Origin of the sequence: Mesorhizobium sp. M7A.F.Ca.AU.002.02.1.1, assembly GCF_003998535.1 — a bacterium.
In the GTDB taxonomy this organism is placed as follows: Bacteria; Pseudomonadota; Alphaproteobacteria; order Rhizobiales; family Rhizobiaceae; genus Mesorhizobium; species Mesorhizobium ciceri.
On record NZ_RZPB01000014.1, the window covers coordinates 1 to 25,062 of the forward strand.

The window sequence follows — 25,062 nt, forward strand, 5'->3', positions numbered from 1 at the left end:
TGACAAGCCCGGTATCGACCAGCCGTTTGAGGTGATGCGACAGCGTGGAGGACGGAATGTCGAGCCTGCCCTGGACGCTGCCGACGGCAAGCCCGTCATCACCGGCCCGCACCAGGATGCGATAGAGCTGAAGCCGCGTCGGATTGCCGAGCGCTTCAAGCTGCGCGGCTGCTTTTTCGAGTCTCATGGAAATAAGCTACGCAGCACTTTTCGCGCCGTCAACCCAATTTCGAAAATTATGGAAATAGCGTCAACCGGGGCGCTTGCCCGAGGCGTAAATGACCACCTCGCCATCCTCCTTGGTGAACGTGCCGATGTCCGGATTGGGCAGAATGTCCAGCACCTTTTCCGACGGCCGCGCCAGCACGACGCCGAGCGGACTGACGACGATCGGCCGGTTGATCAGGATCGGATGTGCCAGCATGAAATCGAGGATCTGCTGGTCGGACCATTTCGGGTCGGCAAGGCCGAGTTCGGCATAGGGTGTGCCCTTCTCGCGCAGCAGGGCGCGCGGTGTAATGCCCATCGCCGCGATCAGGTCGACCAACCTTTCGCGCGATGGCGGCGTCTTCAGATATTCGATCACCTCCGGCTCCTCGCCCGACTGGCGGATCATGGCCAACGTGTTGCGCGACGTGCCGCAATCGGGATTGTGGTAGATGGTGATGGTCATTTCGAGGTCCTCTCAGCCGACATGGTATTCCGGACGGCGCCGCCCATCTCGTACCAGCCCTTGCTGCGGTTCACGATCCACACCACCGACAGCATGACCGGAACCTCGATGAGCACCCCGACCACAGTGGCAAGGGCCGCGCCAGAATTCAGCCCGAACAGCGCGATCGCGGCGGCCACCGCCAGCTCGAAGAAGTTCGACGCGCCGATCAGCGCCGATGGTCCAGCCACGCAGTGTCGTTCGCCGCTGAGGCGGTTGAGCAGATAGGCAAGACCGGAATTGAAATAGACCTGGATCAGGATCGGCACCGCCAGCAGCACGATCACCAATGGCTGCGCGATGATCTGCTCGCCCTGAAAGCCGAACAGCAGCACCAACGTCGCCAGCAAGGCAACCAGCGACAGGGGCTGCAGCGTGGCAAGCAGGGCCTCAAGCCCGGCCTGTCCCCTCGCTGCCAGCAGCCGGCCACGAACCAACTGCGCGACGATCACCGGCGCGACGATGTAGAGTGCGACCGACAGCATCAGCGTGCCCCATGGCACGGTGATCGCCGACAGGCCGAGCAGCAGGCCGACGATTGGCGCGAAAGCAACGATCATGATAGCGTCGTTGAGCGCTACCTGCGACAGCGTGAAATTCGGCTCGCCGCGCGTCAGGTTCGACCAGACGAAAACCATCGCCGTGCACGGCGCCGCGGCAAGGATGATCAGCCCGGCAATGTAGGAATCGATCTGCACGGCGGGCAGCCACGGCCGGAACAACCAGCCGATGAAGAGCCAGCCCAGCAGCGCCATCGAGAACGGCTTCACCGCCCAGTTGATGAACAGCGTCACGCCGATGCCGCGCCAATAGGTGCCGACCTTGGCCAGCGAGGCGAAATCGACGCGCAAGAGCATCGGCACGATCATCAGCCAGATCAGCACGGCGACAGGAATGTTGACCCTGGCGATCTCGGCCAACGCGATGGCGCCGAACACGCCCGGCAGCAGATGGCCAAGCGCGATGCCCGCGACGATGCACAGTGCCACCCACACCGTCAGATATTTCTCGACGAAGCCGATGCCGGGCCGCACCGCCTCAGCTGTGTTCAGAGCATGATCGGTCATGATGGCTTCCTTGTTCGAACGGCGCGCGGCGGACAGTCACAAGCCCCTCAGCAGTCACAGGTCACGGCATTGATGACCGGGCGGCAGAGCTCCGGCGCGCCATTGCAGCAATCTTCCATCAGATAGGCCAGCAGGTCGCGCAAGCCGGTCATGTCGGCGACATAGCGCACGGTCCTTCCGTCGCGTTCGGGACGGATCAGCCCGGCATGGGCGAGCACCTTCAGATGCGCCGACATGGTGTTCTGGACCGTGTCCAGCCTCGTTGCGATCTCGCCGGCTGGAATGCCTTCCGGGCCGGCACGCACGAGCAGCCGGAAGACATCCAGCCGCGTCTCCTGGCCAAGTGCGGCCAGCGCGTTCAAAGTGCCCTTCCTATTCATATATCCGAATCCTTGGATTTATGGATTCGTGAATATCGACTCCCCCGCGATCTGTAAAGGATGTCCGCCGCTATGATGTGACGGCAAGCACCTTTCCCGTATCGTGCTGGCGCACGAAGTCCACCCGGGCACCATCCCAGTGGTAGCTGTAGTGGCGGCCCTGCACTGGAATGGCAATGACATCGGGCCAGAAGATGCCGATGCAGCCGCCGCCCGGCATGCGCACGCTGTTCCACACCAGCCCGTCGCTGCCTGCTGCCCGCAGCGCCCGCCCTTCCGCCTGCGAGGCGGAATAGTCGTCCGGGTCGAGCACGCCGGGCACGGCGTTGACGTCATCGAGGTCGCGGTCGACGTTGCCGATCAGCACGCGGAAATCCGCCGTCCAGCCCGGCCCTTCGTTGGTGGCGCGCATGAATTTCTGATGGTGGTGAATGGTCTCGGCCAGCGCCACCTCCTCGCTGTCACCCGCATAATAAATCCCGTAGCTGCCATCCGAGAAGCGGCCTGGTCTGAGCGTCGAGCAATGCACGAAGGGCGCCATCACGAAACTGGCGCCGGGGCCGGAAATCCGCCTTGCGGCCGAAACCTTGCCGAGATCGCCGATCTCGAACCTTATGCGTGGGTTTGTCTTCGCCTCGACGGCGGCAAGCGCCTCCCAGTCGCGCGGGTCGGCAATGTCTTCGAACAGGTCGATCGGTGGGTGGATGGAACGGATGATGCGGAAGGTCTGGTGCCAGTCGACGCGGCGACGGACCGCAAGCCCACTCACCATGCACCACGCTCCGCATCGAGCCATTCGCGCATCGCCGAGAGATCGGAGATTTCGCCGCGCAGCATCAGGTCGAGCGCCGACTGGCCGCCAAAGGTGGCATTGGGCTTGCGGATCCAGGCATAGCCGCGCGCCGGTTCCGTGAAGAGGTAGCGCAGGCCCTTGTGGATGCCCATCAGATGCGCCATGCGGGTGCGCAGGTCGCGGTCGATCCTGCCGATGCCACCTTCCTTCGCCCCAGTCTTCCAGCGTGCCCAGGTGCGCGCCGACATACCGCCGAGCAGGATGCAGGCCTCCAGGTCGGTGAGGTTCCAGGCCTTGAACAGATTGACCGTTGTGCGCGCCAGCGCGCCCGCTTCTTCATCCGAGATAGCGGCTCCGAACGTGGCCGGCGTGGTGACGATGGATTGAAGCTGCATTGCGTTCACCTTGCTGATTGGCAGATATATAGCATGTATTTGCCAATTGGCAAGAATGCGGAGATGGCAAGGCTTGGCTGCAAAATGAAAAGGCGCGGCCCACACCGCAGGCCGCGCCCTTTATTGCATCACACTGTACGGTGCCTACTCAGCCGCTTCATATCCCGCGATGCCCTTGATCTCGAGGAAATCCTCAAGTCCGTATTCGGCATATTCGCGGCCATTGCCCGACTGCTTGTAGCCGCCGAACGGCAGGCCGGCGTCCCACTGGGGATAGTTGATGTAGACATTGCCGGTGCGCATGCGCGCCGCGACTTCGCGCGCCTTCTTCATGTCCTTGGCCTGGATGTAGGAGGCGAGGCCATAGACGGTGTCGTTGGCGGTCTCGACCACCTCGTCGACGCTGTCATAGGGCATGATCGCCAGTACCGGCCCAAAGATCTCCTCGCGCGCGATGCGCATGTCGTGGGTAACGTCGGCGAACACCGTCGGCCTGACATAGTAGCCGCGGTTGAGTTCGGCCGGACGGCCGGGGCCGCCGGCGACCAACGTCGCACCCTCGTCGATGCCGGCCTGGATCAGGTCCTGGATCTTGTCGAACTGAACTTGGCTGACGACCGGGCCGAGCTTGGTGCCGGCAGCGTCGGCCGGACCGACGGTGAATTTTTCCGCCGCAACCTTGGCATAGCCGGCCGCCTCGTCATGGCGCTCGCGCGGCACGAACATGCGCGTTGGCGCGTTGCAGGACTGGCCGCTGTTGCTGAAGCAACCGGCCACGCCCTTGCTGACCGCGCTTGCGAGGTCGACGTCGGGGAACAGAATGTTGGCCGACTTGCCACCAAGCTCCTGATGCACGCGCTTGACCGTGTCGGCAGCGGCCTTGGCCACCAGGATGCCGGCGCGGGTCGAACCGGTGAACGACATCATGTCGATGTCAGGATGGCTGGACAACGCCTGGCCGACGCCCGGTCCGTCGCCATTGACGAGGTTGAAGACGCCCTTCGGCACGCCGGCCTCGTCGAGGATCTCGGCGAAGATGATGGCGTCGAGCGGCGCGATCTCGGATGGCTTGAGCACCATGGTGCAGCCGGCGGCGAGCGCCGGACCCACCTTGCAGGTGATCTGGTTGAGCGGCCAGTTCCACGGCGTGATCAGCCCGACGACACCGATCGGCTCCTTGACCACGAGATGATTGCCCTTCACGTGGCGGAATTCGAAAGCCTTCAGCGTCTCGGCCATTTTGGTCAGATGCGCCAGCCCAATGCCGACCTGGCTGTCCAACGCCATCTGGCGCGGCGCGCCCATCTCGCGCGACACGGCAACCGCAAGATCGCCACTGCGCTTCTTGTAGACCGCGATGATGCGATTCAACAGGTCGAGCCGCTCGCTAACTTCGGTGAAACCAAAGCCGTTGAAGGCGCGCTTGGCGGCAGCCACCGCCTTGTCGACATCGGCCTTGGAGCCGAGCGAAATCTGCGCAAAAGCGTCCTCATTCGAGGGATCGATGACGTCCAATGGGTTGGGCACAACAGGATCGACCCACGCGCCATCGATGTAGAACTGCAGATTGTGTGACATGGTTTTCTCCTTGGCCGCATGGTCGCGCCGGGCCGTCATATCTGGCTGGAGATAACGATGCACAAACGCCGCTGTCAAACACAACCCCCGAAGTGGTTGAGCCAGTGCGGCAGTGATTGAGCCAGAGCGGTTGGGCAGCAACCGGCTTGGTGAGGATGGACTACAGCAAGGTATGCCCGGCCTCGACCAGAAACCGCCTCGCCGCGGCCTGATCCGTGGCTTTCACCAGGAGATGGTCGCCATCGAAAGTGGACACCACGAAGATGCCCAACCCGTTTTCCGACAACGGCCTGATGACCGACAGCACGATACCGGTTTCGTCGAAGGCGAACGGGCCCAGGAGCTTGAAGGCCACCCAGTCGATATCCTGCTTGACGGCATGCGGCACGCGGTCCTGCAGGCAAACGATCGAAAGCTCGTCGTCGGTCCTTGTGATGCTGACGAAGCCTGGTCCGTCCGCCCAACCGGGAATGGTTTCGCCCGCCGCCAGCCGGGAAACCGCGTAAGACCCCGGGAGTTGCTTAAGCTTGACCTTGGCAGCCATTATCGAAATCCTTCCTCAGATCGCCGGTGATCCCGCTAGCCTCTTGCTCATATAGACCGTCATGCCGCCCATGAACGGCTCGTCCCGATCCACTATGTAGCCCTGCCTCTTGTAGAGCGATACGTTCGCCTCGAACGCGCCATTGGTCAGCAGGCGAAGCTCGTCGCGGCCCGACTCGATCGCCTTGCGCTCGGCCCACTCCAGCAACAGCCGGCCAATCCCCCTGCCCTGCGCATCCGGTGCGACACAGACATTCTCGATCCACAGATGATCCTCGGCCAGCATGGTTTCAATCATTCCCACGATCCGATCATCCTCGACGGCGAGATCGAACGGATGCTCGGCAACAGCCTTCTCGTAGTCGGCGCGCATCGGCAGAGGCTCGCGGCCGATCACCGCTACCCATTTGGCATAGGCGGCGCGCACGATATCCCGGATCGCGGCGGCGTCAGCGGGCGCGGCCGGCCGAAGCCGGATGGAAGAATTGTTGGTCATCAAACTGCTCCAGACATGAAAAATCCCGCCGGCGGTTTCGCGGGCGGGGCTGGAAACGAAAGAACCGGGTCTATCCTGCCGGTCTTTGTCGTCGCGCAATCAGCTTGCCGCTCCGCACTGTGCAGGGGCGACGTCGCTTGGTGTTGGCGGGCGCGAAAACGAACATGGCGCCAAGTTGGAACAGGAAGCGCGGCGATGTCAAGGCGACCGCTCGATCGACAGTGTCTCGCATCGGCGACAAGGTTCTGGTCCTCGCGCCCGCAGGGCATAGAATCGCTATATGCTTTGTGCCAACGGCAGCTAATCGATGGGCAAACTATGACCGGGACGCTGAACAAAGCGGTGCGGATGGTGGCCATCCTGAACCTGGCCTATTTCGGGATCGAATTTGCCGTAGCCGTTTGGATCGGATCGGTATCGCTGTTCGCGGACAGCATCGATTTTCTGGAGGACGCATCCGTCAATCTCCTGATCATGGTCGCGTTGGGCTGGACCGTCCGCAATCGAGCGCGGCTCGGAATGGCGCTGGCCGGGATACTTCTGATCCCCGCATTGGCGACCCTTTGGACAGCCTGGGAGAAATTCAACATTCCAATTCCGCCAGCTCTCGTTCCGCTAACGCTCACGGCGGCTGGCGCGATGCTCGTCAACCTGTCGTGCGCGCTCATGCTCGCTCGCTATCGCCATCACAGCGGCAGCCTCACCCGCGCCGCCTTCCTGTCGGCGCGCAACGACGTCCTGGCCAATGTGGCAATCATTGCCGCTGCCCTGGTCACCGCATTCGTGTGGAATTCGGCCTGGCCCGATATCGTCATTGGGCTGGCAATCGCCGTCATGAATGCGGATGCTGCCCGCGAGGTTTTCACGGCCGCAAGACGCGAGTTCGCAGAAGGCCAAATTTCAAACTGAAACGCTGCCACCCGATCCGCGCACGATCCCCTCAACTCCTGCGCCGTCGGCCGGAATGGCTACCCGGTCGTCGAGTGCCCTCAGCCTGCGCCTGGCTCTAGCGATCGATCCTTGCTTCCTGTTGCGGAGAATAGCGCGCTCCCTGTACGGCGATCGCCGAGACCGCGTTCTCGATGTCGGCAGTTCGCCGTCAGCGCGACAGTGACCGATCCGATGTTCTCTTCGAGGCGATTGAGCTTGGTGGTGCCGGGGATCGGAACGATCCAGGGCTGTATCTGCCAAGCGCGGGAGCGATATCGGAGAATGGGCTTTTCAGCCTTGGAACATCGGTCATGTTGGTCTCCTTCGTAGAGTTCGGGCGTTGAACTCGGCGCCACGCGCCGATACCTGGTCAAATCCCGTATTGTTCGTCGCTGACATGCTCCAACCAGTCGACGACCTTGCCGTCGAGCGCTTCGGCGATAGCGATGTGGCTCATCGCCGTGGTCGGCGCGGCGCCATGCCAATGCTTCTCTCCGGGCGCGAACCAGACGATGTCGCCGGGCTGGATCGATTCGATCGGGCCGCCCTCGCGCTGCGCCAGGCCGGCGCCCGAGAGGACGATCAGCGTCTGGCCGAGCGGATGCGTGTGCCAGGCGGTGCGCGCGCCGGGCTCGAAAGTCACGGTGGCGCCGCCGACCCGGGCGGGCTCGCTGCCCTTGAACGGCGCGTCGATGCGCACCGCACCGGTGAAATAGTCGGCCGATCCCTTGGCCGAGGCCTGAGAGCCGTTTCGCGTGATGTCCATGGTTTTGTCCCTTCCTGGCAACAGCCATGACACGACCGCCCGGCTTTAGAGACGGCCGGAGGTGCCCGGTGTGATAACGCCTATCTAGGGTCTGCGATTGGTGCCGATTAGGTGCTATATCCAGCATGATCTTATGAAGGGGGCTCATGAATGCCACGTGACAACCTGAACGAGCTAACCGCCTTCCTCGCTGTGGCGCGCGAGGAAAGCTTCACCAGGGCGGCGGCCAAGCTCGGGGTTTCCCAATCGGCGCTCAGCCACACGGTGCGGGCGCTGGAGGAGCGGCTGGGTGTACGGCTCCTGACCCGCACCACGCGCAGCGTGTCGCCCACCGAAGCCGGGGAGCGGCTGCTTCGCACCGTCGGGCCGCGGCTGGACGAGATCGAGACCGAGCTCATTGCCTTGAGCGCATTGCGGGAAAAACCCGCCGGCGCCATCCGCATCACCGCCGGTGAGCACGCCGCCGATGCGGTCCTGTGGCCGGCGATCGCCCCGCTGCTGCCCGACTATCCCGACATCAAGGTCGAGATCATCGTCGACTATGGACTGACCGACATCGTCGCCGAGCGCTTCGACGCCGGCGTGCGGCTGGGCGAACAGGTGGCGCGCGACATGATCGCGGTGCGCATCGGCCCCGACATGCGCATGGCGGTGGTCGGCTCGCCAGCCTATTTCGCTACCCGACCAAAGCCGCGCACGCCGCAGAACCTGACCACCCACAATTGCATCAATCTGCGGCTGCCCACCTATGGCGGGCTCTATGCCTGGGAGTTCGAGAAGGCCGGACGCGAGCTGAAGGTTCGGGTCGAAGGCCAGCTTGTGTTCAACACGGCCGCTCTGCGCATGAACGCGGTGCTCGCCGGCCTCGGCCTTGCCTATCTGCCTGAGGAGCAGGTGACGGCCCATCTGGCCAACGGCCGGCTGGTGCGTGTGCTCGCCGACTGGTGCGGGCCCTTCCCCGGCTACCATCTCTATTACCCCAGCCGCCGGCAAGCCACGCCGGCCTTCTCGCTGCTGGTCGACGCGCTGCGCTACCGGGGCAAGGAGTAAGTCGGTGAGCAGCTTCCACCCGGCTTTGACTCGCCGCCGCCTGCGGTGACTATCCCCGGAAATGGTCGCGGAACCATTTCCGCGGCACCGCGTTCACTGCGGTTAACTGGAACTCCTATACGTGGCGCAAGTGACGAAAACCTCGAGCTCGACCTTTGATCTGCCCCACCAAATCCTCGATAATCTTCCCGTAGCAATCTACACCACCGACACCGAAGGCAAGATCACCTATTTCAATCGGGCCGCGGCAGATTTCGCTGGGCGCGAACCCGAGCTCGGAAAAGACCAATGGTGTGTGACGCACAAGCTGTTCACGACCGACGGTGAAGTGTTGCCGCATGACCAATGCCCGATGGCTGTCGCGCTAAAGGAGAACCGGCCGGTCAGAAACCAGTCGGCTATCTCCCAACGCCCGGACGGCACGCGTGTGCCGTTCCTTCCCTATCCCACACCGCTTCATGACGAGCAGGGCAGACTGGTCGGCGCCGTCAATATGCTGTTCGATCTCACTGACCGCCATCATGCCGACGAGGCCAGGCATCATCTGTCAGCCATCGTGGAGTCTTCCTTCGATGCCATCGTCAGCAAGGATTTGAACGGAGTCATCAGGAGCTGGAACTCAGCCGCCCAACGTCTGTTCGGTTACACCGCCGACGAAGCAATCGGAAGGTCGGTAACTATGCTGATACCGGACGACCATTTGGACGAAGAGCCGCGCATATTGGAGCGCATCCGCAAAGGCGAGCAGGTCGAGACCTACGAAACCATCCGCCGCCGCAAGGACGGCAGCCTTGTGCCCGTATCCCTGACAATCTCGCCGGTGCGCAACGCCGTCGGGCAGATCGTCGGCGCCTCGAAGATCGCCCGCGACATATCAGTAGCCAAGGAGAACGAATATCGCATCCGCATGCTGATGCGCGAGGTCAACCACCGGGTGAAGAACCAGTATTCCGTCATCATCTCGATGATCCGGGAGACCAGCAAGCGGTCATCGACGCCGGCCCAGTTCGAACGTCAGGTGCGCGAGCGCATCATGGCGTTGTCGCTCTCGCATGACCTTCTGGTTTCCGGCGACTGGAAGGGCGCCACGATCTTCGAACTGCTGCTTGCGCAGGCCAAACCGTTCGGCAACGAGGAGCGGATCTCAATGTCGGGCCCTTCCCTGACGCTGAGCCCCAATGCCGTCCAGTACCTCGGCATAGCGTTTCATGAACTCGCGACCAATTCCGCTAAATACGGCGTCCTTTCGGCCGCAGAGGGAACGATAACGGTGCAATGGAAGGTAACCGGACTGGTCGGCCAGAAACAGTTCCAGCTGATCTGGAAAGAGAGAGATGGTCCTGAAGTACAGACGATCGGCCATGGTGGTTTCGGCAGCGTGGTGCTGCGGCGCGTCGCTCCAGCCGCGGTGAGCGGCACCGGTGTTCTCGAGCATGATAGCCACGGTGTCACCTGGACGCTGCAAGCACCGTTGACCCAACTTGAGGCCTCGGTTGACAGCGAGCACGTTGATCAGCGTGCGTTGGACCAGGTGATGAGCGGACACGAATTCGGAATTGTTCCCTGAACTTGGGCACTGGCAACAGGACTACGGCCCGCTATGTGTTGCTTTTATTGTACGTCCTGGCCTTCAGCCCTGTCGCAATATGGCGGGCATCAGCACCGGAGCCATCGCCGTGACCGTGACCGACCTCTATCGAGGCTACATCGCCTGCCTCAACAATCAGGACTGGCAGAAGCTGCATCGCTTCGTTCATGACGAGGTGCACTACAATGGCGACCGCGTCGGACTGTCGGGTTACCAGGACATGCTGGAGCGCGATTTTCGGGAAATCCCAGACCTCTATTTCGATATCCAGTTGCTGATCGCCGAACCGCCGTTCCTAGCCAGCCGGCTTCAGTTCAACTGCACGCCGAAGGGAACCTTCTTCGGGCTCCCTATAAACGGCAGGAAGGTGTCCTTCAGCGAGAACGTCTTCTATGAATTCCTCGACGACCGGATCAGGAACGTCTGGTCGGTGATCGACAAGGCCGCGATCGAGGCGCAGCTTTAATCCAGGTCGCCCAGAAAGCGACGTCTGCGCGGCAGCGCCCGTGGATCGTTCGTAAAAATCGATCATTCTAACGAAAATAATTCGTTGGAAAGATTGGTTTAGGAATGGCATTCTCCCGGCATACTCGCCTGGAGCATTGCATTGTCTTCCGTTTCCCACTTCGCGAACGATATTCCAAAAAGCGCGTTTCCTGCCGATGTCGCGCAAGGGCGAAAATCCCTTAGCTGGAATGGCATCGTCCCCGGCATCGTGCTGGTCACGATGATCACTGCCGTCGCCTTCTCGGCGCGCAATGTTTCCGGCTTCGCGCTGTTCAGTCCAATGATCCTCGCCGTCGTCGCCGGCATGATCTACTCCAACGTGCTCGGCACGCCCGTGCACGCCAAAGCCGGTATCGCATTCTCGCAAAAGCGCCTGTTGCGCTTCGCCATCGTGCTGCTCGGCTTCCAGCTGACGCTCGGCCAGGTGGTCTCGATCGGCGCTGGCGGCGTCGGCATTGTCGCGGCGACGCTTGGCGCCACCTTCGTTTTCACCATCACGCTTGGCCGGCTGATCGGCGTCGACGCCAAGCTGGCGCAGTTGATCGCCGCCGGCACCTCGATCTGCGGCGCTTCGGCCATCGTCGCCACCAACATCGTCACCGATGCGCGCGACGAGGACGTCACCTACGCCGTCGCCTCGATCACCTTGTTCGGCACCGTCGCCATGCTCGGCTTCCCACTCATGGCGCCCATGCTCGGCCTCGACCAGCACGCTTTCGGCCTGTGGGCCGGCGCCTCGATCCACGAGGTGGCGCAAGTCATCGGCGCCGGCTTTCAGAACGGCACCCAGTCCGGCGAGATCGCCACCGTCGCCAAGCTGACCCGCGTCGCCATGCTGGCGCCGATGGTCGTCGCGCTCGGCCTGATGGCGCGCGGCAGGAGCAGCAGTGAGGTGGCGGCGCGGCCGCCCATGCCGTGGTTCGTCGCCGCCTTCGTCGCTGTCGTGGCGTTGAACAGCTTGGTCACGGTGCCCACCGAGATGAAATCGGCAATGGCGCTCGCCACCACCATCATGCTGACCATGGGCCTGGCCGCCATGGGCCTGCAGGCCGACATCTCTCAGCTGCGCTCGCGCGGCCTGCGCCCGCTGGCGCTCGCCTTCTCGGCCTTCCTGTTCATCGGCTGCTTCAGCCTGATGCTGGTGAAGTTCGCCTGAGCTTGATCGCCGGCACGCAGACGGCACAAGCGAGTTTGGGAATCAAATCACATCGGCTACGGTCTGCCGCGCATCAACACGCGAGCCCGCACCCGATCCATGCCGTTTGTTCCCTTACCCTTCGTCGTCGCCCTGTCGCTGTTCATCCTGCTTTGGGTCGTCGCCAGCCGCCAGGATGAGGCAGCACCGAACCTGCCGTTTCTCGCCCTGATCCTTGTTGCAGCGTTGCAATCGGTGCTCACCGGACTGCGCTGGGGCTATGGCATCAGCGAAGTCGGCTATATCGCCCCCGTATCCGCCGCGATCATGCCGTCTCTGCTCTACGCCGGCGTATCGAGCCTGGTTCGCACCAGCGACCGCCGGTGGCCGGCCCTGCTGGGGCTCCACGCGACACCCGCGGTCATCATCATCATGCTGATAATCTTTTGGCGCGAGGCGATCGACGTGGCGCTGACATCAATCGATTTCACCTACGCCGCCGCCATTCTCTGGCTGCTTCGCTCCGGCGCCGACGGGCTTCGCCTTGCGCCCTTCGACGGCGCGGTCCCGGTCTACAGGGCCATCCTTTTCGCGGCAGCTACGCTGTGCCTGTCGGGAGCCGTCGACATGCTGGTGTCCTTCGATCTGGCGTCGGGACATGGCGCTCGCGCGGCAACCGTGATCGGCATCGGCAATCTTTTCATGCTCGTCATTGTCGGCATGGCGGCGGCTGCGGCCAGCCAAAGCCATGTCCCGCTCAATGCCGCCGAGCCCGTCGAGACTTCGTCCCCACCCGACGCCGGCGAGAACGCCGATGCGATCGCCAGGGTCAACGAGTTGATGCAGGAGAAAAAACTATATCGCGACGCCAATCTCAACCTCAACCGGCTTGCCCGGCGCGCCGGAATTCCAGCACGGCAGATCTCAATGGCGATCAACCGGGCCACGGCCAGGAACGTCTCGCAATATGTCAACGGACACCGCATCACCGAGGCCTGCCGGCTGCTGAGCGAGACCGATCAGTCCGTGACGGAGATCATGTTTGCGGTCGGCTTCCAGACCAAGTCGAACTTCAACCGCGAATTCCGCCGCGTCACCGATATGACCCCGCTCGCCTGGCGGGACCGGAACGCGCCTGACGCGGCGCCCTCGCTTGCGAACCGGCGGGCGGCTGAAATCGGCAGCGCCGTTCCGCACTGAACGGTACTCAATCGCGATAAAGCACGTCCTTGATCGCGATCAAGGTCGCGGACTTCGCTCCGATCCGCTGACATTGGGTCGCTAACACTGCAATCGAACATGACCGCCAGCTTGCCCGGACGCTGTAGCCTCCGGCCTTGCCACCTATAGGGCGCGTTCGACAACGGAGATTTCAATGAAATTCTGGACTATGCTCTGCGCCGTCGCTGTTTCCACGGCGCTCATGCAACACCCCGCAGACGCCGGCGACAATGTCGGCGTTCGTCAGTTCCCTGCCCCATCCAAGGAGCGCGGCATCGATCTCGATGTGACGGTCTGGTATCCCGCGCAACCGGGCGGCGAGATGGTTATATCAGGCGACACCGCGCTTTTCGCCGGAACGGCCGCCATGCGCGATGCGCCTATCGCTGGCGGAAAATTCCCGCTTATCCTGCTTTCGCATGGCGCTGGCCTGGCGGGAACCCCACACGCCCTGAGCTGGATTGCAACGCCTCTGGCCAGGCAGGGATTCGTCGTCGCCGCTCCCACACACCCGGGAAATACGGGGAAAAACAGATCCGCCGCCGAGACGATGAAACTCTGGTTGCGGCCCGCCGATCTCACGGCTGCCCTGACCGCGACGGCGAAGGACGCTTTCTTCGCAGGGCACCTCGAACAAGGCAAAGTAGGCGTCCTCGGTCTTTCCATGGGCGGCAACACGGCGCTGGCGATAGCCGGTGCCCGCATCGATCCGAAATTGCTGGCGGCCTATTGCGATACGGACCTGCTCAATGCCTCGCTCTGCGACTGGGTCAGGCAAAGCGGCGTCGATCTTCACGCCATGGATTTGCAGGCCGCCGGTCGGGACAACCGGGATGAGCGCATTCATTTCGCCATGGCGATCGATCCTGCCCCATCCGATGTCTTCGATGTCAAAAGCTTTGCCGGTATCAAAATTCCGGTCGCTATCGTCAATCTTGGCCGACCAGGAAAGATTCCCGTGACCGCCGACGCATCCGAGATCGCAAAAGCAATTTCAAAGGCGAGCTATGCGACGATCGCGGATGCGAGCCACTACAGCATGTTCGGCGAATGTAAGCCCGGCGCTGCCGGCATCATTGCGGCCGAACAGATCGGCGACCCGGTTTGCGATGACGGTGGAGCACGATCGCGCGGTGATATTCACGCGCAACTGATCGACATGACGATTGCAGCTTTCAATCGCGCGCTGAAGACCGAGCCGTAGGACGCAGCTCAGTCCTCGAACGAACTCGCCGCGGCATAGATCGCCGCCAGCGTCTCGATGCCGGCCTGGTCGGCCTTGTCGAAGCGGCCGGGCAGCGGGCTGTCGAGATCGAGCACGCCGAAGACGCCTTCATCGTCCTCGAGCAGCACCACCAGTTCCGAGCGCGAATCGGCATCGCAGGCGATGTGGCCGGGAAAATCATGCACGTCCTTGATCAGCATCGAGGTGCCGAGTTCGACCGCCGTTCCGCACACGCCCTTGCCGACGGCGATGCGCACACAGGCCGGCTTGCCCTGGAAAGGCCCGAGCACCATTTCCTCGTCCGACTGCAGGAAATAGAAACCGGCCCAGTTGAGGTCCGGCACCATCTGGAAGATGAGTGCTGCGGTGTTGGCGGCGTTGGCGATCGAATCGCGCTCACCCTCGAGCAGCGCCTTCAATTGGGTGGCGAGGTCGCGGTAGAACGCGGGCTTGTCTGAGGTGTCGATGGCCTTGGCCGCAAACATGAACGTGTCTCCGTGTCGGGGATGGCGGTTCGTCCGATCGCTTGCCAAAGTCCGGCGAGCTCCGCAACCAGACGGCCGCCTGGACAGTCTAGCGTGGATTGCGTCCCCTTCGAAAGCCGCAAGATCATGATTGCCTCCCGGGACTGAGCCGGGCGACTGCGTAAACTTTGCGATGATCATCTTGAGAATCGTAGCGGCCCCGATCGGGGCCGCCATTCACATCTCCAACAGATCGGACAAATCCTGGGTTTTAGTAGCCGCCCATGCCGCCACCGCCGCCACCCGCAGGTGCTGCATCCTTGGCCGGAACGTCGGTGATCATCGCTTCGGCGGTGATCAGAAGGGCTGCGATCGAGCCGGCATCCTGGAGTGCGGTGCGCACCACTTTCGCCGGATCGACGATGCCTGCCTTGATCATGTCGACATAGACCTCGTTCTGGGCGTCAAAACCCTGATTGTGGTCCTTGCTGTCGGTGAGCTTGCCGACGACGATTGAGCCTTCGACGCCGGAATTCTCGGCGATCTGGCGGATCGGCGCTTCGAGCGCCCGCAGCACGATCGTGATGCCGGCCGTGACATCGGCATTGGCGCCGGTCAGGCCGCCAAGCGCCGAGCGGGCACGCAGCAGAGCGACGCCGCCGCCGGGCACGATGCCTTCCTCGACCGCCGCGCGGGTGGCGTTCAGCGCATCGTCGATGCGGTCCTTCTTTTCCTTGACTTCCGACTCGGTGACGCCGCCGACGCGGATGACGGCAACGCCGCCGGCGAGCTTGGCCAGCCGCTCCTGCAGCTTTTCCTTGTCGTAGTCTGACGTCGTCTCCTCGATCTGGCCCTTGATCTGAGCGACGCGCGCCTGGATGGTCGCCTTGGTGCCGGCACCGTCGATGATCGTGGTGGTGTCCTTCTCGATCAGCACGCGCTTGGCGCGGCCGAGCATCTCGATGGTGACGTTTTCGAGCTTGATGCCGAGGTCCTCGGAGATCATCTGGCCCGACGTGAGCACGGCGATGTCTTCCAGCATCGCCTTGCGGCGATCGCCGAAGCCAGGCGCCTTGACGGCCGCGACCTTGAGGCCGCCGCGCAGCTTGTTGACGACCAGCGTCGCCAGAGCCTCGCCCTCGACGTCCTCGGAGATGATCAGCAGCGGCCTGCCGCTCTGCACCACCGCTTCGAGGATCGGCAGCATCGCCTGCAGATTGCCGAGCTTCTTCTCGTGGATGAGGATGTAGGGTTCTTCCAGCTCGACGCGCATCTTGTCGGCATTGGTGACGAAATAGGGCGAGAGATAGCCGCGGTCGAACTGCATGCCTTCGACGACGTCGAGTTCGGTCTCTGCGGTCTTGGCTTCCTCGACGGTGATGACGCCGTCATTGCCGACCTTGTCCATAGCCTTGGCGATCATCTCGCCGACGCTGGCATCGCCATTGGCGGCGATGGTGCCGACCTGCGCGATCTCGGCCGACGACTTGACCTTCTTGGCGCGCGCCTGGATTTCCTTGACCACGGCGGAAACCGCCTGGTCGATGCCGCGCTTCAAATCCATGGGATTCATGCCGGCGGCGACCAGCTTGGCGCCTTCGCGCAGGATCGAGGCGGCCAGCACCGTGGCGGTGGTGGTGCCGTCACCGGCGAGGTCGTTGGTCTTCGAGGCCACTTCGCGCACCATCTGGGCGCCCATGTTCTCGAACTTGTCGGCAAGCTCGATTTCCTTGGCGACGGTGACGCCGTCCTTGGTGATGCGCGGCGCGCCATAGGCCTTGTCGATGATGACGTTGCGGCCCTTGGGGCCGAGCGTGACCTTCACAGCATTGGTAAGGATCTCGACGCCGCGCAGCATGCGGTCGCGCGCGTCGGTGGAGAATTTGATTTCCTTGGCAGACATGATTTTTATCCAGTACGTTCGGAGAAAATAAGGTCAGGCAGCTTTCTTGGCGGCCACGGTCTTGTCGGTTGCAGCGGTCTCGCCCTTGTCGATGATGCCAGTCTCGTCCTTGTCGATGACGCCCATAATGTCGGCTTCCTTCATGATCAGAAGGTCCTCGCCGTCGATCTTGACCTCGGTGCCCGACCATTTGCCGAACAGGATGAAGTCGCCGGCCTTGACGTCGAGCGGAACAAGCGCGCCGTTTTCGTCGCGTGCGCCAGGGCCGACAGCGATGACTTCGCCCTCCTGCGGCTTTTCCTTGGCAGTGTCGGGGATGATGATCCCGCCCTTGGATTTGATATCGCCTTCGGCGCGACGAATGACGACGCGGTCGTGGAGTGGCCGAAATTTCATGGGAACTTTCTTTCTGGGGGCCGGCACAGGCGGCCACGCCCCTCCTCTATAGACGCGTTGGCACTCGATAGATAGGAGTGCCAAAAATTATTCGCGTACCAAATTAAATATTCAAAAGTATTATTTCAGCTGGCCGTTTCGTGATATCCGCAGAATGTCAAATAATTCAAAAGATTGAATTTTGCCGATCGAGTGCCTATTTATCGGACAAGTTCACTTTCACGATTTCAGGCACAAGGGAGATTTCTTCGATGGCCGAAGGCAATCAGACGATCATGGAAAAAGCTGAAGCCCGCTTTGTCGACAAGCAGAAGAAGACAGCGGAGAAAAACAAGGCGACCGCCGAATATATGTCCGAGGCAAGAGCCAGGGAGATCAAGACGGCAAGGCTGAGGGAGCTTCGGCTGGCCAAGGAAGAGGCCGATCGTGTCGCCCAGGCCCTCAATCCGACGCCGAAGAAGAAGCGGGTGACCAAGAAAGTTACGGAGGCTAAGACATGAGCCTCACCTTCCCCAACCGCAGCCGCAGCTATGACGAGGCGGGCCAGCGCATCCGTTTCGTCGGCCATGACGGCATGTTCCAGATCTCGTTCTCCGTCGCCGCCGACGCCATGGCCAAGATGCGGCCGGGAACCGCGGCCGATGAAGCCGGTTATCTCCAGACATTCGACACCGAGAGCAGTGCCATCCGCGAGGTCGCGTCGAAGGCCTACGACCGCACCCACAAGAGCATGTATGTTCTGACGGCGTCCGATTTCGGCTGATCAGTCCATTGCATGTCGCTCAAAACGACGATTAAAGATCCATCCCCTCGACCATCGCGCGTATCTTCGCAGCCTTTTCGAAATGGTCGAGGCGGTGGGTTCTGATCCACCATTCGGCGGCTTCCATCAGGAGTTCGGGGTTGTCGTTTCTGTTGGCGAAAAACGCATAGAACGACACGCCGACGCCGGCCCCCTTCTCGGAGATCTTGCGGTCGCAAATCTCCAGTATCTTCTGCTTCAGGCTGGCTCTCACGGGAATCCCTTGATTTGCGGTGCGGCAGGCTTCCGCCGGCGGGCCGCTACGGATCAGGCCTTGCGCTCGGCCCGTTCGCGGCGTTTGACATCGCGGACATTCATCTGCACGACCATGTCCTCGGCCTCGCGCGGCCCCATCCCGACCATCACCTTTTGCCGGACCACCGCAGGCTGGCCGGTGAAGACATCGATGATGCTCCAGCTCTGGGGAAGCTCCATACGCAGCGTGTAGCGGTTGGCCATGCCGGTCAGCCTTGCATCGTGAAAAACACGGCGCCCAGGATCAGCACCGTCCAGGCGACGACCGACAGTTTCAGCACCATGCCGCTATGCACGGCCAGAAGCTTCCGCAGGTGCGACACACCTGCCGACGAGGCCGGTGCCGCCGCCAGGGCGGCAGGAGCCTTGAGGCCAAGTTTTCCAAAGACGGGCAGCAGCGACGGTTCACGCACGAAAGGCCTCGAATGTCAGGAAAAAGCGAAGCAAGAACGCTCGGCTCCCTTCCATACCACTCTTTTCGCGCGTGCCGGCATGCCAAATGCAAGACAGGACTGCTTTAACGTCCGGTCCGCACCGCCTTCGTAACGCACAAATCTATTCGTGGGGACTGACTGCCCTTGGGGCAGATTGGGACTGCTGTTCGACGCGAAATTTTGGAGGCCTCGCCTCGGAATCGAACCGAGGCTTCAGAGATTTGCCGTCTCCAGCGTAGCCGCTCCGCCACGAGGCCATGGCTGTTGAAGTAGCGGCCAAATATTTACGGAAAGGTTAATCCCGAGGGACTGTTCAGAATTTTCGGCACGATCTTCAGACCGTCCGCCAGCACATATTGCGGCCAGGTTTGCTGCCCGGCAGCGCCAACCCTTTGCCGGACCTCGCATCCCGCGCACGCTGCGATCCTTCACGCCTCAAGCGGCAGCCCGCCCCGTCTCGACCGAGGGCCTCCAGCACTGCGACTGGCGCTCTTCCCCTGAGCTAAGTGCTGCCGGCGCTGCTTTAACCCGCGTTTGCATTCGAAGGAAGAGAGCCGAGGCCCAACCAGCTTTTCCCTTGAACGGCGATCCAATCTGGTCTAGCCTCAGCTGAGAAAAGGTTTTCTCAAACAATTTCAGTCGGGCTCGGCCACCTGCCGGGCCTCTTTCAGATCGGTAAGAGAAAACCTTTTTCCAACTAAGGACTCTCGGCGCGATGCCATCGGACGATCTGCCTGTTCCGGTCTTTTCCAAGCCAGTCACCTTGCGTGACGTGGCCGCGCAGGCCGGAGTCAGCGTCGCTACCGCATCCAAGGCGCTCAACAGCCAGGGCCGGATGACAGCCGAGACGCGCGAACGCATTCGCGAGACCGCCCGGCGGCTTGGCTTCCGGCCCAACAGCCTGGCGCAAAGCCTGCTCCGACGCCGCAGCTTCACCGTCGGCCTGCTCACCAACGATACCTATGGCCGCTTCTCGCTGCCGCTGATGTCGGGCATTTCGGACGCGCTGGTCGACAATGGCGTCTCGGTGTTCCTGTGCAATGTCGAGGAGGATCCGCGGCTGGGCCAGATGCATGTCGACGCCATGCTCGACAAGCGCGTTGACGGCATCATCGCCACTGGCAAGCGCATCGATCGTCATCTGCCCGTCGACCTCTCCAATCTGCGCGTCCCGGTGATCTATGCCTTCACGCAGCCCGACCCCGACGCCGTTGCCTTCGTCTCGGACGATGTTGGCGGCGCCCGGCTGGCCGTCGAGCATTTTTGCCGGCTTGGCCGCAAGCGCATCGCCCACGTCACCGGGCCGGCGAGCTTTGCCGTGGTACACGCGCGCGTTCAGGCTTACCGCGACGTGCTCGCCGAAAACGGCCTGACGGTCAGCGAGCCGCTGCTCGGCTCCTGGTCGGAAGCCTGGGGTCACCAGGCGGTTGCGCAACTGTTCGACGGCAAAAGCGAAAGGCCGGACGCGGTCTTCTGCGGCAACGACCAGATCGCGCGCGGCGTCATCGATGCTCTGCGCGAACGCGGCCTCGACGTCCCCAGGGATGTCGGCGTCATCGGTTTCGACAATTGGGAGATCGTGGCCGAGGCGACGCGCCCGCCGCTGACCTCTGTCGACATGAACCTGGTCGCGCTCGGGCGCGAGGCCGGGTTGACCCTGCTTTCGCTGGTCGGCGGCAAGCCCGCCGCGCCCGGCATTCGAAAACTGCCGTGCCGGCTGGTGGTGCGGCAGTCATGCGGCCATCCGCCGGGTGGCTGAAAACGAAGCGCCGCGCAATCGGCGCCAAGCCGCGGACCGCGGCCAACCTTGGAGGAGGAGAACATGAGGAACCTGATTGCCAAACTGGCCCTGGCCGCTGCCGTTCTGGGCGGCGGTCTCGGCACTGCCGCCGCCGAGACGGCCAACATATGGGTGCGCGCCGACGGTTCGAATTTCATGCCGAGGATCGTCGATGCCTACAACAAGGCGCACACCAACCAGGTCAAGCTCGATATCATCCCCAATGCCGAGATCATCCCCAAATACGGTGCCGCGGCCGCCGGCGGCACAGCGCCCGACGCGCTGTCGCTCGACCTGATCTACACGCCCTCCTTCGCCGCAGCCGGCCAATTGGAGGACATCACCGACTGGGCAAAGTCCCTGCCCTATTTTGCCAGCCTGTCGCCGGCGCATGTGAAGACCGGCACCTACAAAGACCACATTTACGGCCTGCCCTTCTCCGCCGACGCCTCGGTGCTGATCTGGAACAAGAAGCTGTTCAAGCAGGCCGGCCTCGATCCCGAAAAAGGTCCGGCCAACTGGGCCGAGATCGCGGCCGATGCCGAGAAGGTCAACGCGCTCGGCGGCAACATCAAGGGCTTCTACTTCTCCGGCAATTGCGGCGGCTGCAACATCTTCACCTTCACGCCCCTGATCTGGGCGTCTGGTGGCGACATCCTGAGCGAAGACGGCTCGAAGGCGACGCTGGACAGCCCGCAGCTGCGCGGCGCCATCGATCTCTACCGCTCGATGGTCAAGAAGGATCTGGTACCGGCAGGCGCACAGACCGACACCGGCGCCAATTTCTTTGCCGCCTTCGCCGCCGGCAATATCGGCATCTCGCCGTCCGGCGCCTTTGCCATCGGCGCGCTCAACACCCAGTATCCCGACATCGATTACGGCGTCACCTTCCTGCCGGGCAAGGACAGCGGCTGGTCGTCCTTTGCGGGCGGCGACAATTTCGTCGTCACCAAGGGCACCACGAAACTGCCCGTGGTGAAGGAGTTCCTCGACTTCGCCTATTCGCTCGAGGGCCAGACCATCCTTGCCAAATACGGAAGCCTGCCGGTGCGCGGCGACATCGCCAAGGACGCGTTGAAGGATCTCGATCCGCGCTACCAGATCGCCGCCGAAGCCATGGCCAAGGGCAAGACGCCCTATTCGGTGGTGTTCAACGACCTGATCAACTCCGCCAACGGCCCGTGGACGCAGATGATCAACGAGGTCTTCTTCGGCGACGATGTCGATGGCGCGATAGCCAATGCGCAGGAAACGATGCAGTCGATCATCGACCAGGCGCCGCAGAAGTAGCGGACGCCTGCCGGCCGCCCGCCTGTCTCCCTGGGCGGGTGGCCGGATACCGCATCGCCAACGGCAGGGCTATCGCGTTGAGAAAAGACCCCCTCATCCGGCCGCTTCGCGGCCACCTTCTCCCCGCTGGGGAGAAGAGGCTGGCACCATCCCCGGCAACCTCCTCTCCCCTCAGGGAGAGGTCGGATTGCCCCGAATTGCTCTCTTCAATTGGGTTGGCAATCCGGGTGAGGGGGTTCTTTGCCAATGTCCCAATAGCATCGAGCGCGCAGCCATGACCGTCATCACCGCAGCAACCCCTGCCCCGCCCCGCGCCCGCAAGGTCGCCAGCCGCCACCAATGGATCGGCCTGCTCTATGTCGCGCCGGCTGTCGCGCTGGTCGTCGTCTTTTTCCTGATCCCGCTCGGCATGACGGCGTGGATGTCGCTGCACAACTGGCCCCTGATGGGCGAGCACAGCTTTATCGGCCTCGGCAACTATGTCGCCATCCTGCGCGACACCCGGTTCTGGAACGCGCTGCGCTTCACCGCCTACTACACCGTGATCGTCACCATCGCGATCTTCGTGGTGGCGTTTCCGCTGGCGCTGTTCGTCGAGCGGCCGCGGCCGCTGACCAATCTTTACCGGACGATGTTCTTCATGCCGGCGGTTGTCGGCTTTGCCTCGGCCAGCCTGCTCTGGTCATGGCTGTTGAACGTCGATTCCGGCCTGTTCAGCCCGGCCGCCTACGACCTTGGCCTGATCGACAGGAAGTTCAACCTTTTGGCCACCTTCCAGCCGGCCTTCTGGTCGATCATCGCCATGGTCGTCTGGAAGGTCGCCGGCTTCACCATGATCATTCTGATGGCCGGCCTGCAATCGATCCCGCAGGATCTGCAGGAGGCGGCCGTCATCGACGGCGCCGATCCGTTCGCCAGGTTCAGGGCGATCACTTTGCCGCTGATGCGCCGCACGCTGGCGCTGGCCCTGATCCTGTCGGTCGCCGGCTCGATCCTCGCCTTCGACCAGTTCTACATCATCCTGCGCGGCGGCCCACGCAACCAGACGCTGACGGCGGTCTACTGGATCTTCAACCAGTCCTTCGTGTCGTTCAAGCTCGGCTACGGCGCGGCTTTGTCGATGGTGCTGCTGGTGATCCTGGTGGCGCTCAGCCTCGTCCAGCTGTGGCTGCTGCGCAAGCCGGAGGGGCTCGACTGATGGCGCAGGCCGCTTCCCGCAACCGCCGGCTCTTGAGCCGCATCGGCGAGCATTCGACCGGCATCGTCGCCTCGGTGCTGTTTGCCGCGCCGATCGTGTGGGCGGTGCTGTCGGCGTTCAAGCCAGCGGCCGAAGCGCGCCTGCCGCCGCTGCCGCCCTGGCCGACATCAGGCTTCTCGCTGGAGAACTACGCCACGCTCAACAGCTTCGGCGACGGGCTCTGGGTCTCGGCCCAAAACAGCATCTATGTCTCGGTGATGACCGTGGTGCTGTCGGTCGCCGTCAGCGTGCTGGCCGGCTATGGCTTTTCGCGGTTCCGGTTTCCGTTCAAGGACCTGTTCTTCATCCTCATCCTGTCGACGATCATGATCCCGTTCCAGTCGATCCTGACGCCGATCTTCCTGGTGCTGACCAAGCTTGGCCTGCACAACACGCTGACCGGCCTGGTCGGCGTTTATGTGACGCTGCAACTGCCGTTTTCGATCTTCATGATGCGCAACGCCTTCGACGCAGTGCCGCGCGAGATCGAGGAAGCCGCCCGCATGGACGGCGCCGGCAATCTCACCATGCTTTGGAAGGTGATGCTGCCGCTGGTCTGGCCGGGCGTCGTCACCATCGCCCTGTTTGCCTTCCTCGGCGCCTGGAACGAATTCCTCGCCGCCCTCGTGCTGATGACCGACCAATCCAAATTCACGCTGCCAGTGATGATGACCGCACTGCAGTCGGGCCGCTTCGGCGCCATCGACTGGGGCGCGGTGCAGGCGGGCGTCACCGTGATGATGGTGCCGTGCCTCATCCTGTTCCTGGCGCTGCAGCGCTTCTACATCCGCGGCCTGATGGCCGGGGCCGTCAAATAGAATGGAGTAAATTCATGACCGCATCGCCATCCGCAAAAACCGGGAAACCGAAGCTCGCCTTCCGCCCGCTGCCGGTGCCGCAGGTCGACGTGCACGGCTTCTGGGGCGATCGCGCCGACGCTGTCGCCGCCCGCACCGCCGATATCCTTTACGAGCGCTGCGTGGAGGCCCGCATGCTGGAGCAGATCGATCCGGACCGTCCCTCGCCCGGCATAGTCATCCCCTTCCACTCGCCCTCTCCCGACGAAGCCGACCGCCAGGGCGCGGAATTCACCGGATCGACGGTGACCACGCAGATGTTCTGGGATTCCGATCTCGGCAAGACGATCGAGACCGCGGCCTATTCGCTGTACCGGCGCAAGAATCCCGAACTGGAGAAGAAGATCGACGCCGTCATCGACATGTATGGCAGGCTGCAGCAGGAGGACGGCTATCTCTCCAGCTGGTACCAACGCATCCAGCCCGGCAAGCGCTGGACCAATCTGCGCGACTGCCACGAGCTCTATTGCGCCGGCCATCTGATCGAGGGCGCGGTCGCCTACTACCAGGCGACGGGAAAACGCAAGCTGCTCGATATCATGTGCCGCTATGCCGACCACATCGCGTCGGTACTCGGCCCGGAGCCCGGCAAGAAGAAGGGCTATTGCGGCCACGAGGAGATCGAGCTGGCGCTGGTCAAGCTGGCACGGGTGACCGGCGAGCGGAAATATATGGAGTTGGCCAGATACTTCATCGACCAGCGCGGTCAGCAGCCGCATTATTTCGACGAGGAGGCCCGCGCCCGCGGCGCCGACCCGAAGGCCTATCATTTCAAGACCTATGAATACAGCCAGTCGCATATCCCGGTGCGAGAACAGAACAAGGTCGTCGGCCATGCTGTCAGGGCGATGTACCTCTATTCCGGCATGGCCGATATCGCGACCGAATATGGCGATGATACGCTGCGAGCAGCACTCGACCTTCTGTGGGACGATCTCACCACCAAGAGTCTCTACATCACTGGCGGACTGGGGCCGTCGGCGCACAATGAGGGCTTCACCAGCGACTACGACCTGCCCAACGAAAGCGCCTATGCCGAGACCTGTGCGGCGGTCGGCTTGGTGTTCTGGGCCAGCCGCATGCTCGGCATGGGGCCGAACGCGCGCTACGCCGACATGATGGAACGCGCCCTCTACAACGGTTCGATCTCGGGCCTGTCGCTCGACGGCTCGCTGTTTTTCTACGAGAATCCATTGGAAAGCCGGGGCAAGCACAACAGGTGGAAGTGGCACCGCTGCCCGTGCTGCCCGCCCAATAT

At 62.6% G+C, this 25,062-nt stretch carries 30 protein-coding genes and 1 tRNA gene; 14 read left to right on the forward strand and 17 right to left on the reverse strand.

The window, feature by feature from the left end:
• The 9 genes from EN879_RS02050 to EN879_RS02090 form a co-directional block, all read right to left on the reverse strand.
• A partial coding sequence (locus EN879_RS02050; protein WP_164774297.1) for a helix-turn-helix domain-containing protein occupies positions 1 to 187 on the reverse strand: 187 nt, incomplete at its 3' end.
• A 63-nt stretch (positions 188 to 250) separates the two neighbouring features.
• Positions 251 to 673 carry an arsenate reductase (glutaredoxin) gene (arsC, locus tag EN879_RS02055; RefSeq protein ID WP_063168658.1) on the reverse strand — a complete coding sequence of 141 codons (423 nt, stop codon included), beginning with the start codon at positions 671 to 673 and terminating at the stop codon, positions 251 to 253.
• On the reverse strand, positions 670 to 1,734 hold the full coding sequence (gene arsB, locus EN879_RS02060) for an ACR3 family arsenite efflux transporter (protein ID WP_164747183.1): 1,065 nt from the start codon (positions 1,732 to 1,734) through the stop codon (positions 670 to 672). The genes arsC and arsB overlap by 4 nt, the downstream gene beginning before the upstream one ends.
• A gap of 92 nt (positions 1,735 to 1,826) precedes the next feature.
• Positions 1,827 to 2,159, reverse strand: a complete 333-nt coding sequence (locus tag EN879_RS02065) for a metalloregulator ArsR/SmtB family transcription factor (protein ID WP_013530549.1) — start codon at positions 2,157 to 2,159, stop codon at positions 1,827 to 1,829.
• 70 nt (positions 2,160 to 2,229) lie between these two features.
• Entirely contained in the window at positions 2,230 to 2,931 is a 702-nt protein-coding gene (locus EN879_RS02070) for an RES family NAD+ phosphorylase (protein ID WP_063168660.1), read from the reverse strand.
• Entirely contained in the window at positions 2,925 to 3,347 is a 423-nt protein-coding gene (locus EN879_RS02075) for an MbcA/ParS/Xre antitoxin family protein (protein ID WP_013530547.1), read from the reverse strand. The genes EN879_RS02070 and EN879_RS02075 overlap by 7 nt, the downstream gene beginning before the upstream one ends.
• 144 nt (positions 3,348 to 3,491) lie before the next feature.
• Positions 3,492 to 4,925: an aldehyde dehydrogenase family protein gene (locus EN879_RS02080; protein WP_063170298.1), complete on the reverse strand. Its 1,434-nt coding sequence runs from the start codon at positions 4,923 to 4,925 to the stop codon at positions 3,492 to 3,494.
• A gap of 160 nt (positions 4,926 to 5,085) precedes the next feature.
• Positions 5,086 to 5,469 (reverse strand): ACT domain-containing protein, encoded by a 384-nt coding sequence (locus EN879_RS02085; RefSeq protein ID WP_063168661.1) that lies wholly within the window; start codon positions 5,467 to 5,469, stop codon positions 5,086 to 5,088.
• Positions 5,470 to 5,484: 15 nt separating this feature from the next.
• On the reverse strand, positions 5,485 to 5,964 hold the full coding sequence (locus tag EN879_RS02090; protein WP_024501788.1) for a GNAT family N-acetyltransferase: 480 nt from the start codon (positions 5,962 to 5,964) through the stop codon (positions 5,485 to 5,487).
• Positions 5,965 to 6,282: 318 nt separating this feature from the next.
• Here EN879_RS02090 and EN879_RS02095 point away from each other — a divergent pair, with 318 nt between their 5' ends.
• Positions 6,283 to 6,873 carry a cation diffusion facilitator family transporter gene (locus EN879_RS02095; protein WP_063168662.1) on the forward strand — a complete coding sequence of 197 codons (591 nt, stop codon included), beginning with the start codon at positions 6,283 to 6,285 and terminating at the stop codon, positions 6,871 to 6,873.
• Positions 6,874 to 7,264: 391 nt separating this feature from the next.
• Here EN879_RS02095 and EN879_RS02105 read toward each other — a convergent pair whose 3' ends face one another.
• On the reverse strand, positions 7,265 to 7,660 hold the full coding sequence (locus EN879_RS02105; RefSeq protein WP_027160872.1) for a cupin domain-containing protein: 396 nt from the start codon (positions 7,658 to 7,660) through the stop codon (positions 7,265 to 7,267).
• Positions 7,661 to 7,810: 150 nt separating this feature from the next.
• Here EN879_RS02105 and EN879_RS02110 point away from each other — a divergent pair, with 150 nt between their 5' ends.
• From EN879_RS02110 to EN879_RS02135, 6 genes are all read left to right on the forward strand, one after another.
• Positions 7,811 to 8,710, forward strand: a complete 900-nt coding sequence (locus tag EN879_RS02110) for a LysR family transcriptional regulator (RefSeq protein WP_063168663.1) — start codon at positions 7,811 to 7,813, stop codon at positions 8,708 to 8,710.
• A gap of 121 nt (positions 8,711 to 8,831) precedes the next feature.
• Positions 8,832 to 10,277, forward strand: a complete 1,446-nt coding sequence (locus EN879_RS02115; protein ID WP_013530540.1) for a PAS domain S-box protein — start codon at positions 8,832 to 8,834, stop codon at positions 10,275 to 10,277.
• A gap of 109 nt (positions 10,278 to 10,386) precedes the next feature.
• Positions 10,387 to 10,764, forward strand: coding sequence for an ester cyclase (locus EN879_RS02120; protein WP_024501791.1), 378 nt, complete (start codon positions 10,387 to 10,389; stop codon positions 10,762 to 10,764).
• Positions 10,765 to 10,905: 141 nt separating this feature from the next.
• Positions 10,906 to 11,961 (forward strand): YeiH family protein, encoded by a 1,056-nt coding sequence (locus EN879_RS02125; RefSeq protein ID WP_063168664.1) that lies wholly within the window; start codon positions 10,906 to 10,908, stop codon positions 11,959 to 11,961.
• A 99-nt stretch (positions 11,962 to 12,060) separates the two neighbouring features.
• On the forward strand, positions 12,061 to 13,140 hold the full coding sequence (locus EN879_RS02130; RefSeq protein WP_063168665.1) for an AraC family transcriptional regulator: 1,080 nt from the start codon (positions 12,061 to 12,063) through the stop codon (positions 13,138 to 13,140).
• Between the two features lie 175 nt (positions 13,141 to 13,315).
• Positions 13,316 to 14,365, forward strand: coding sequence for a dienelactone hydrolase (locus EN879_RS02135; RefSeq protein ID WP_063168666.1), 1,050 nt, complete (start codon positions 13,316 to 13,318; stop codon positions 14,363 to 14,365).
• Between the two features lie 8 nt (positions 14,366 to 14,373).
• Here the strand turns inward: EN879_RS02135 and EN879_RS02140 are convergent, their stop codons facing one another.
• The 3 genes from EN879_RS02140 to EN879_RS02150 form a co-directional block, all read right to left on the reverse strand.
• Positions 14,374 to 14,871, reverse strand: a complete 498-nt coding sequence (locus EN879_RS02140) for a GAF domain-containing protein (RefSeq protein ID WP_063168667.1) — start codon at positions 14,869 to 14,871, stop codon at positions 14,374 to 14,376.
• 250 nt (positions 14,872 to 15,121) lie between these two features.
• Positions 15,122 to 16,753, reverse strand: a complete 1,632-nt coding sequence (groL, locus tag EN879_RS02145; protein WP_013530534.1) for a chaperonin GroEL — start codon at positions 16,751 to 16,753, stop codon at positions 15,122 to 15,124.
• A gap of 33 nt (positions 16,754 to 16,786) precedes the next feature.
• Positions 16,787 to 17,149 carry a co-chaperone GroES gene (locus EN879_RS02150; protein ID WP_013530533.1) on the reverse strand — a complete coding sequence of 121 codons (363 nt, stop codon included), beginning with the start codon at positions 17,147 to 17,149 and terminating at the stop codon, positions 16,787 to 16,789.
• A 251-nt stretch (positions 17,150 to 17,400) separates the two neighbouring features.
• Between EN879_RS02150 and EN879_RS02155 the strand changes: the two genes are divergently transcribed.
• Together EN879_RS02155 and EN879_RS02160 are read left to right on the forward strand one after the other, a co-directional pair.
• Positions 17,401 to 17,649: a hypothetical protein gene (locus EN879_RS02155; protein WP_063168668.1), complete on the forward strand. Its 249-nt coding sequence runs from the start codon at positions 17,401 to 17,403 to the stop codon at positions 17,647 to 17,649.
• The gene (locus tag EN879_RS02160) at positions 17,646 to 17,912 is read left to right on the forward strand and encodes a DUF1488 domain-containing protein (protein ID WP_013530531.1); all 267 of its coding nucleotides are present in this window, start codon (positions 17,646 to 17,648) and stop codon (positions 17,910 to 17,912) included. The genes EN879_RS02155 and EN879_RS02160 overlap by 4 nt, the downstream gene beginning before the upstream one ends.
• Before the next feature lie 31 nt (positions 17,913 to 17,943).
• Here EN879_RS02160 and EN879_RS02165 read toward each other — a convergent pair whose 3' ends face one another.
• The 4 genes from EN879_RS02165 to EN879_RS02180 form a co-directional block, all read right to left on the reverse strand.
• On the reverse strand, positions 17,944 to 18,165 hold the full coding sequence (locus EN879_RS02165; protein ID WP_027160877.1) for a DUF6500 family protein: 222 nt from the start codon (positions 18,163 to 18,165) through the stop codon (positions 17,944 to 17,946).
• A 53-nt stretch (positions 18,166 to 18,218) separates the two neighbouring features.
• The gene (locus EN879_RS02170; RefSeq protein WP_027160878.1) at positions 18,219 to 18,410 is read right to left on the reverse strand and encodes a hypothetical protein; all 192 of its coding nucleotides are present in this window, start codon (positions 18,408 to 18,410) and stop codon (positions 18,219 to 18,221) included.
• 5 nt (positions 18,411 to 18,415) lie between these two features.
• Positions 18,416 to 18,619 carry a hypothetical protein gene (locus EN879_RS02175; RefSeq protein ID WP_013530528.1) on the reverse strand — a complete coding sequence of 68 codons (204 nt, stop codon included), beginning with the start codon at positions 18,617 to 18,619 and terminating at the stop codon, positions 18,416 to 18,418.
• Positions 18,620 to 18,821: 202 nt separating this feature from the next.
• Positions 18,822 to 18,897: transfer RNA gene (locus EN879_RS02180), tRNA-Cys, on the reverse strand.
• 458 nt (positions 18,898 to 19,355) lie between these two features.
• Between EN879_RS02180 and EN879_RS02185 the strand changes: the two genes are divergently transcribed.
• From EN879_RS02185 to EN879_RS02205, 5 genes are all read left to right on the forward strand, one after another.
• Positions 19,356 to 20,399, forward strand: coding sequence for a LacI family DNA-binding transcriptional regulator (locus EN879_RS02185; RefSeq protein ID WP_013530527.1), 1,044 nt, complete (start codon positions 19,356 to 19,358; stop codon positions 20,397 to 20,399).
• 63 nt (positions 20,400 to 20,462) lie between these two features.
• Positions 20,463 to 21,710 (forward strand): sugar ABC transporter substrate-binding protein, encoded by a 1,248-nt coding sequence (locus tag EN879_RS02190; RefSeq protein ID WP_013530526.1) that lies wholly within the window; start codon positions 20,463 to 20,465, stop codon positions 21,708 to 21,710.
• A gap of 274 nt (positions 21,711 to 21,984) precedes the next feature.
• On the forward strand, positions 21,985 to 22,908 hold the full coding sequence (locus EN879_RS02195) for a sugar ABC transporter permease (RefSeq protein ID WP_063168669.1): 924 nt from the start codon (positions 21,985 to 21,987) through the stop codon (positions 22,906 to 22,908).
• Complete coding sequence (locus tag EN879_RS02200) at positions 22,908 to 23,765, forward strand: carbohydrate ABC transporter permease (protein WP_013530524.1); 858 nt, start codon at positions 22,908 to 22,910, stop codon at positions 23,763 to 23,765. Before EN879_RS02195 ends, EN879_RS02200 begins: the two co-directional genes overlap by 1 nt.
• 14 nt (positions 23,766 to 23,779) lie before the next feature.
• On the forward strand, positions 23,780 to 25,062 hold a 1,283-nt coding region (locus tag EN879_RS02205), incomplete at its 3' end, for a beta-L-arabinofuranosidase domain-containing protein (protein WP_164774298.1).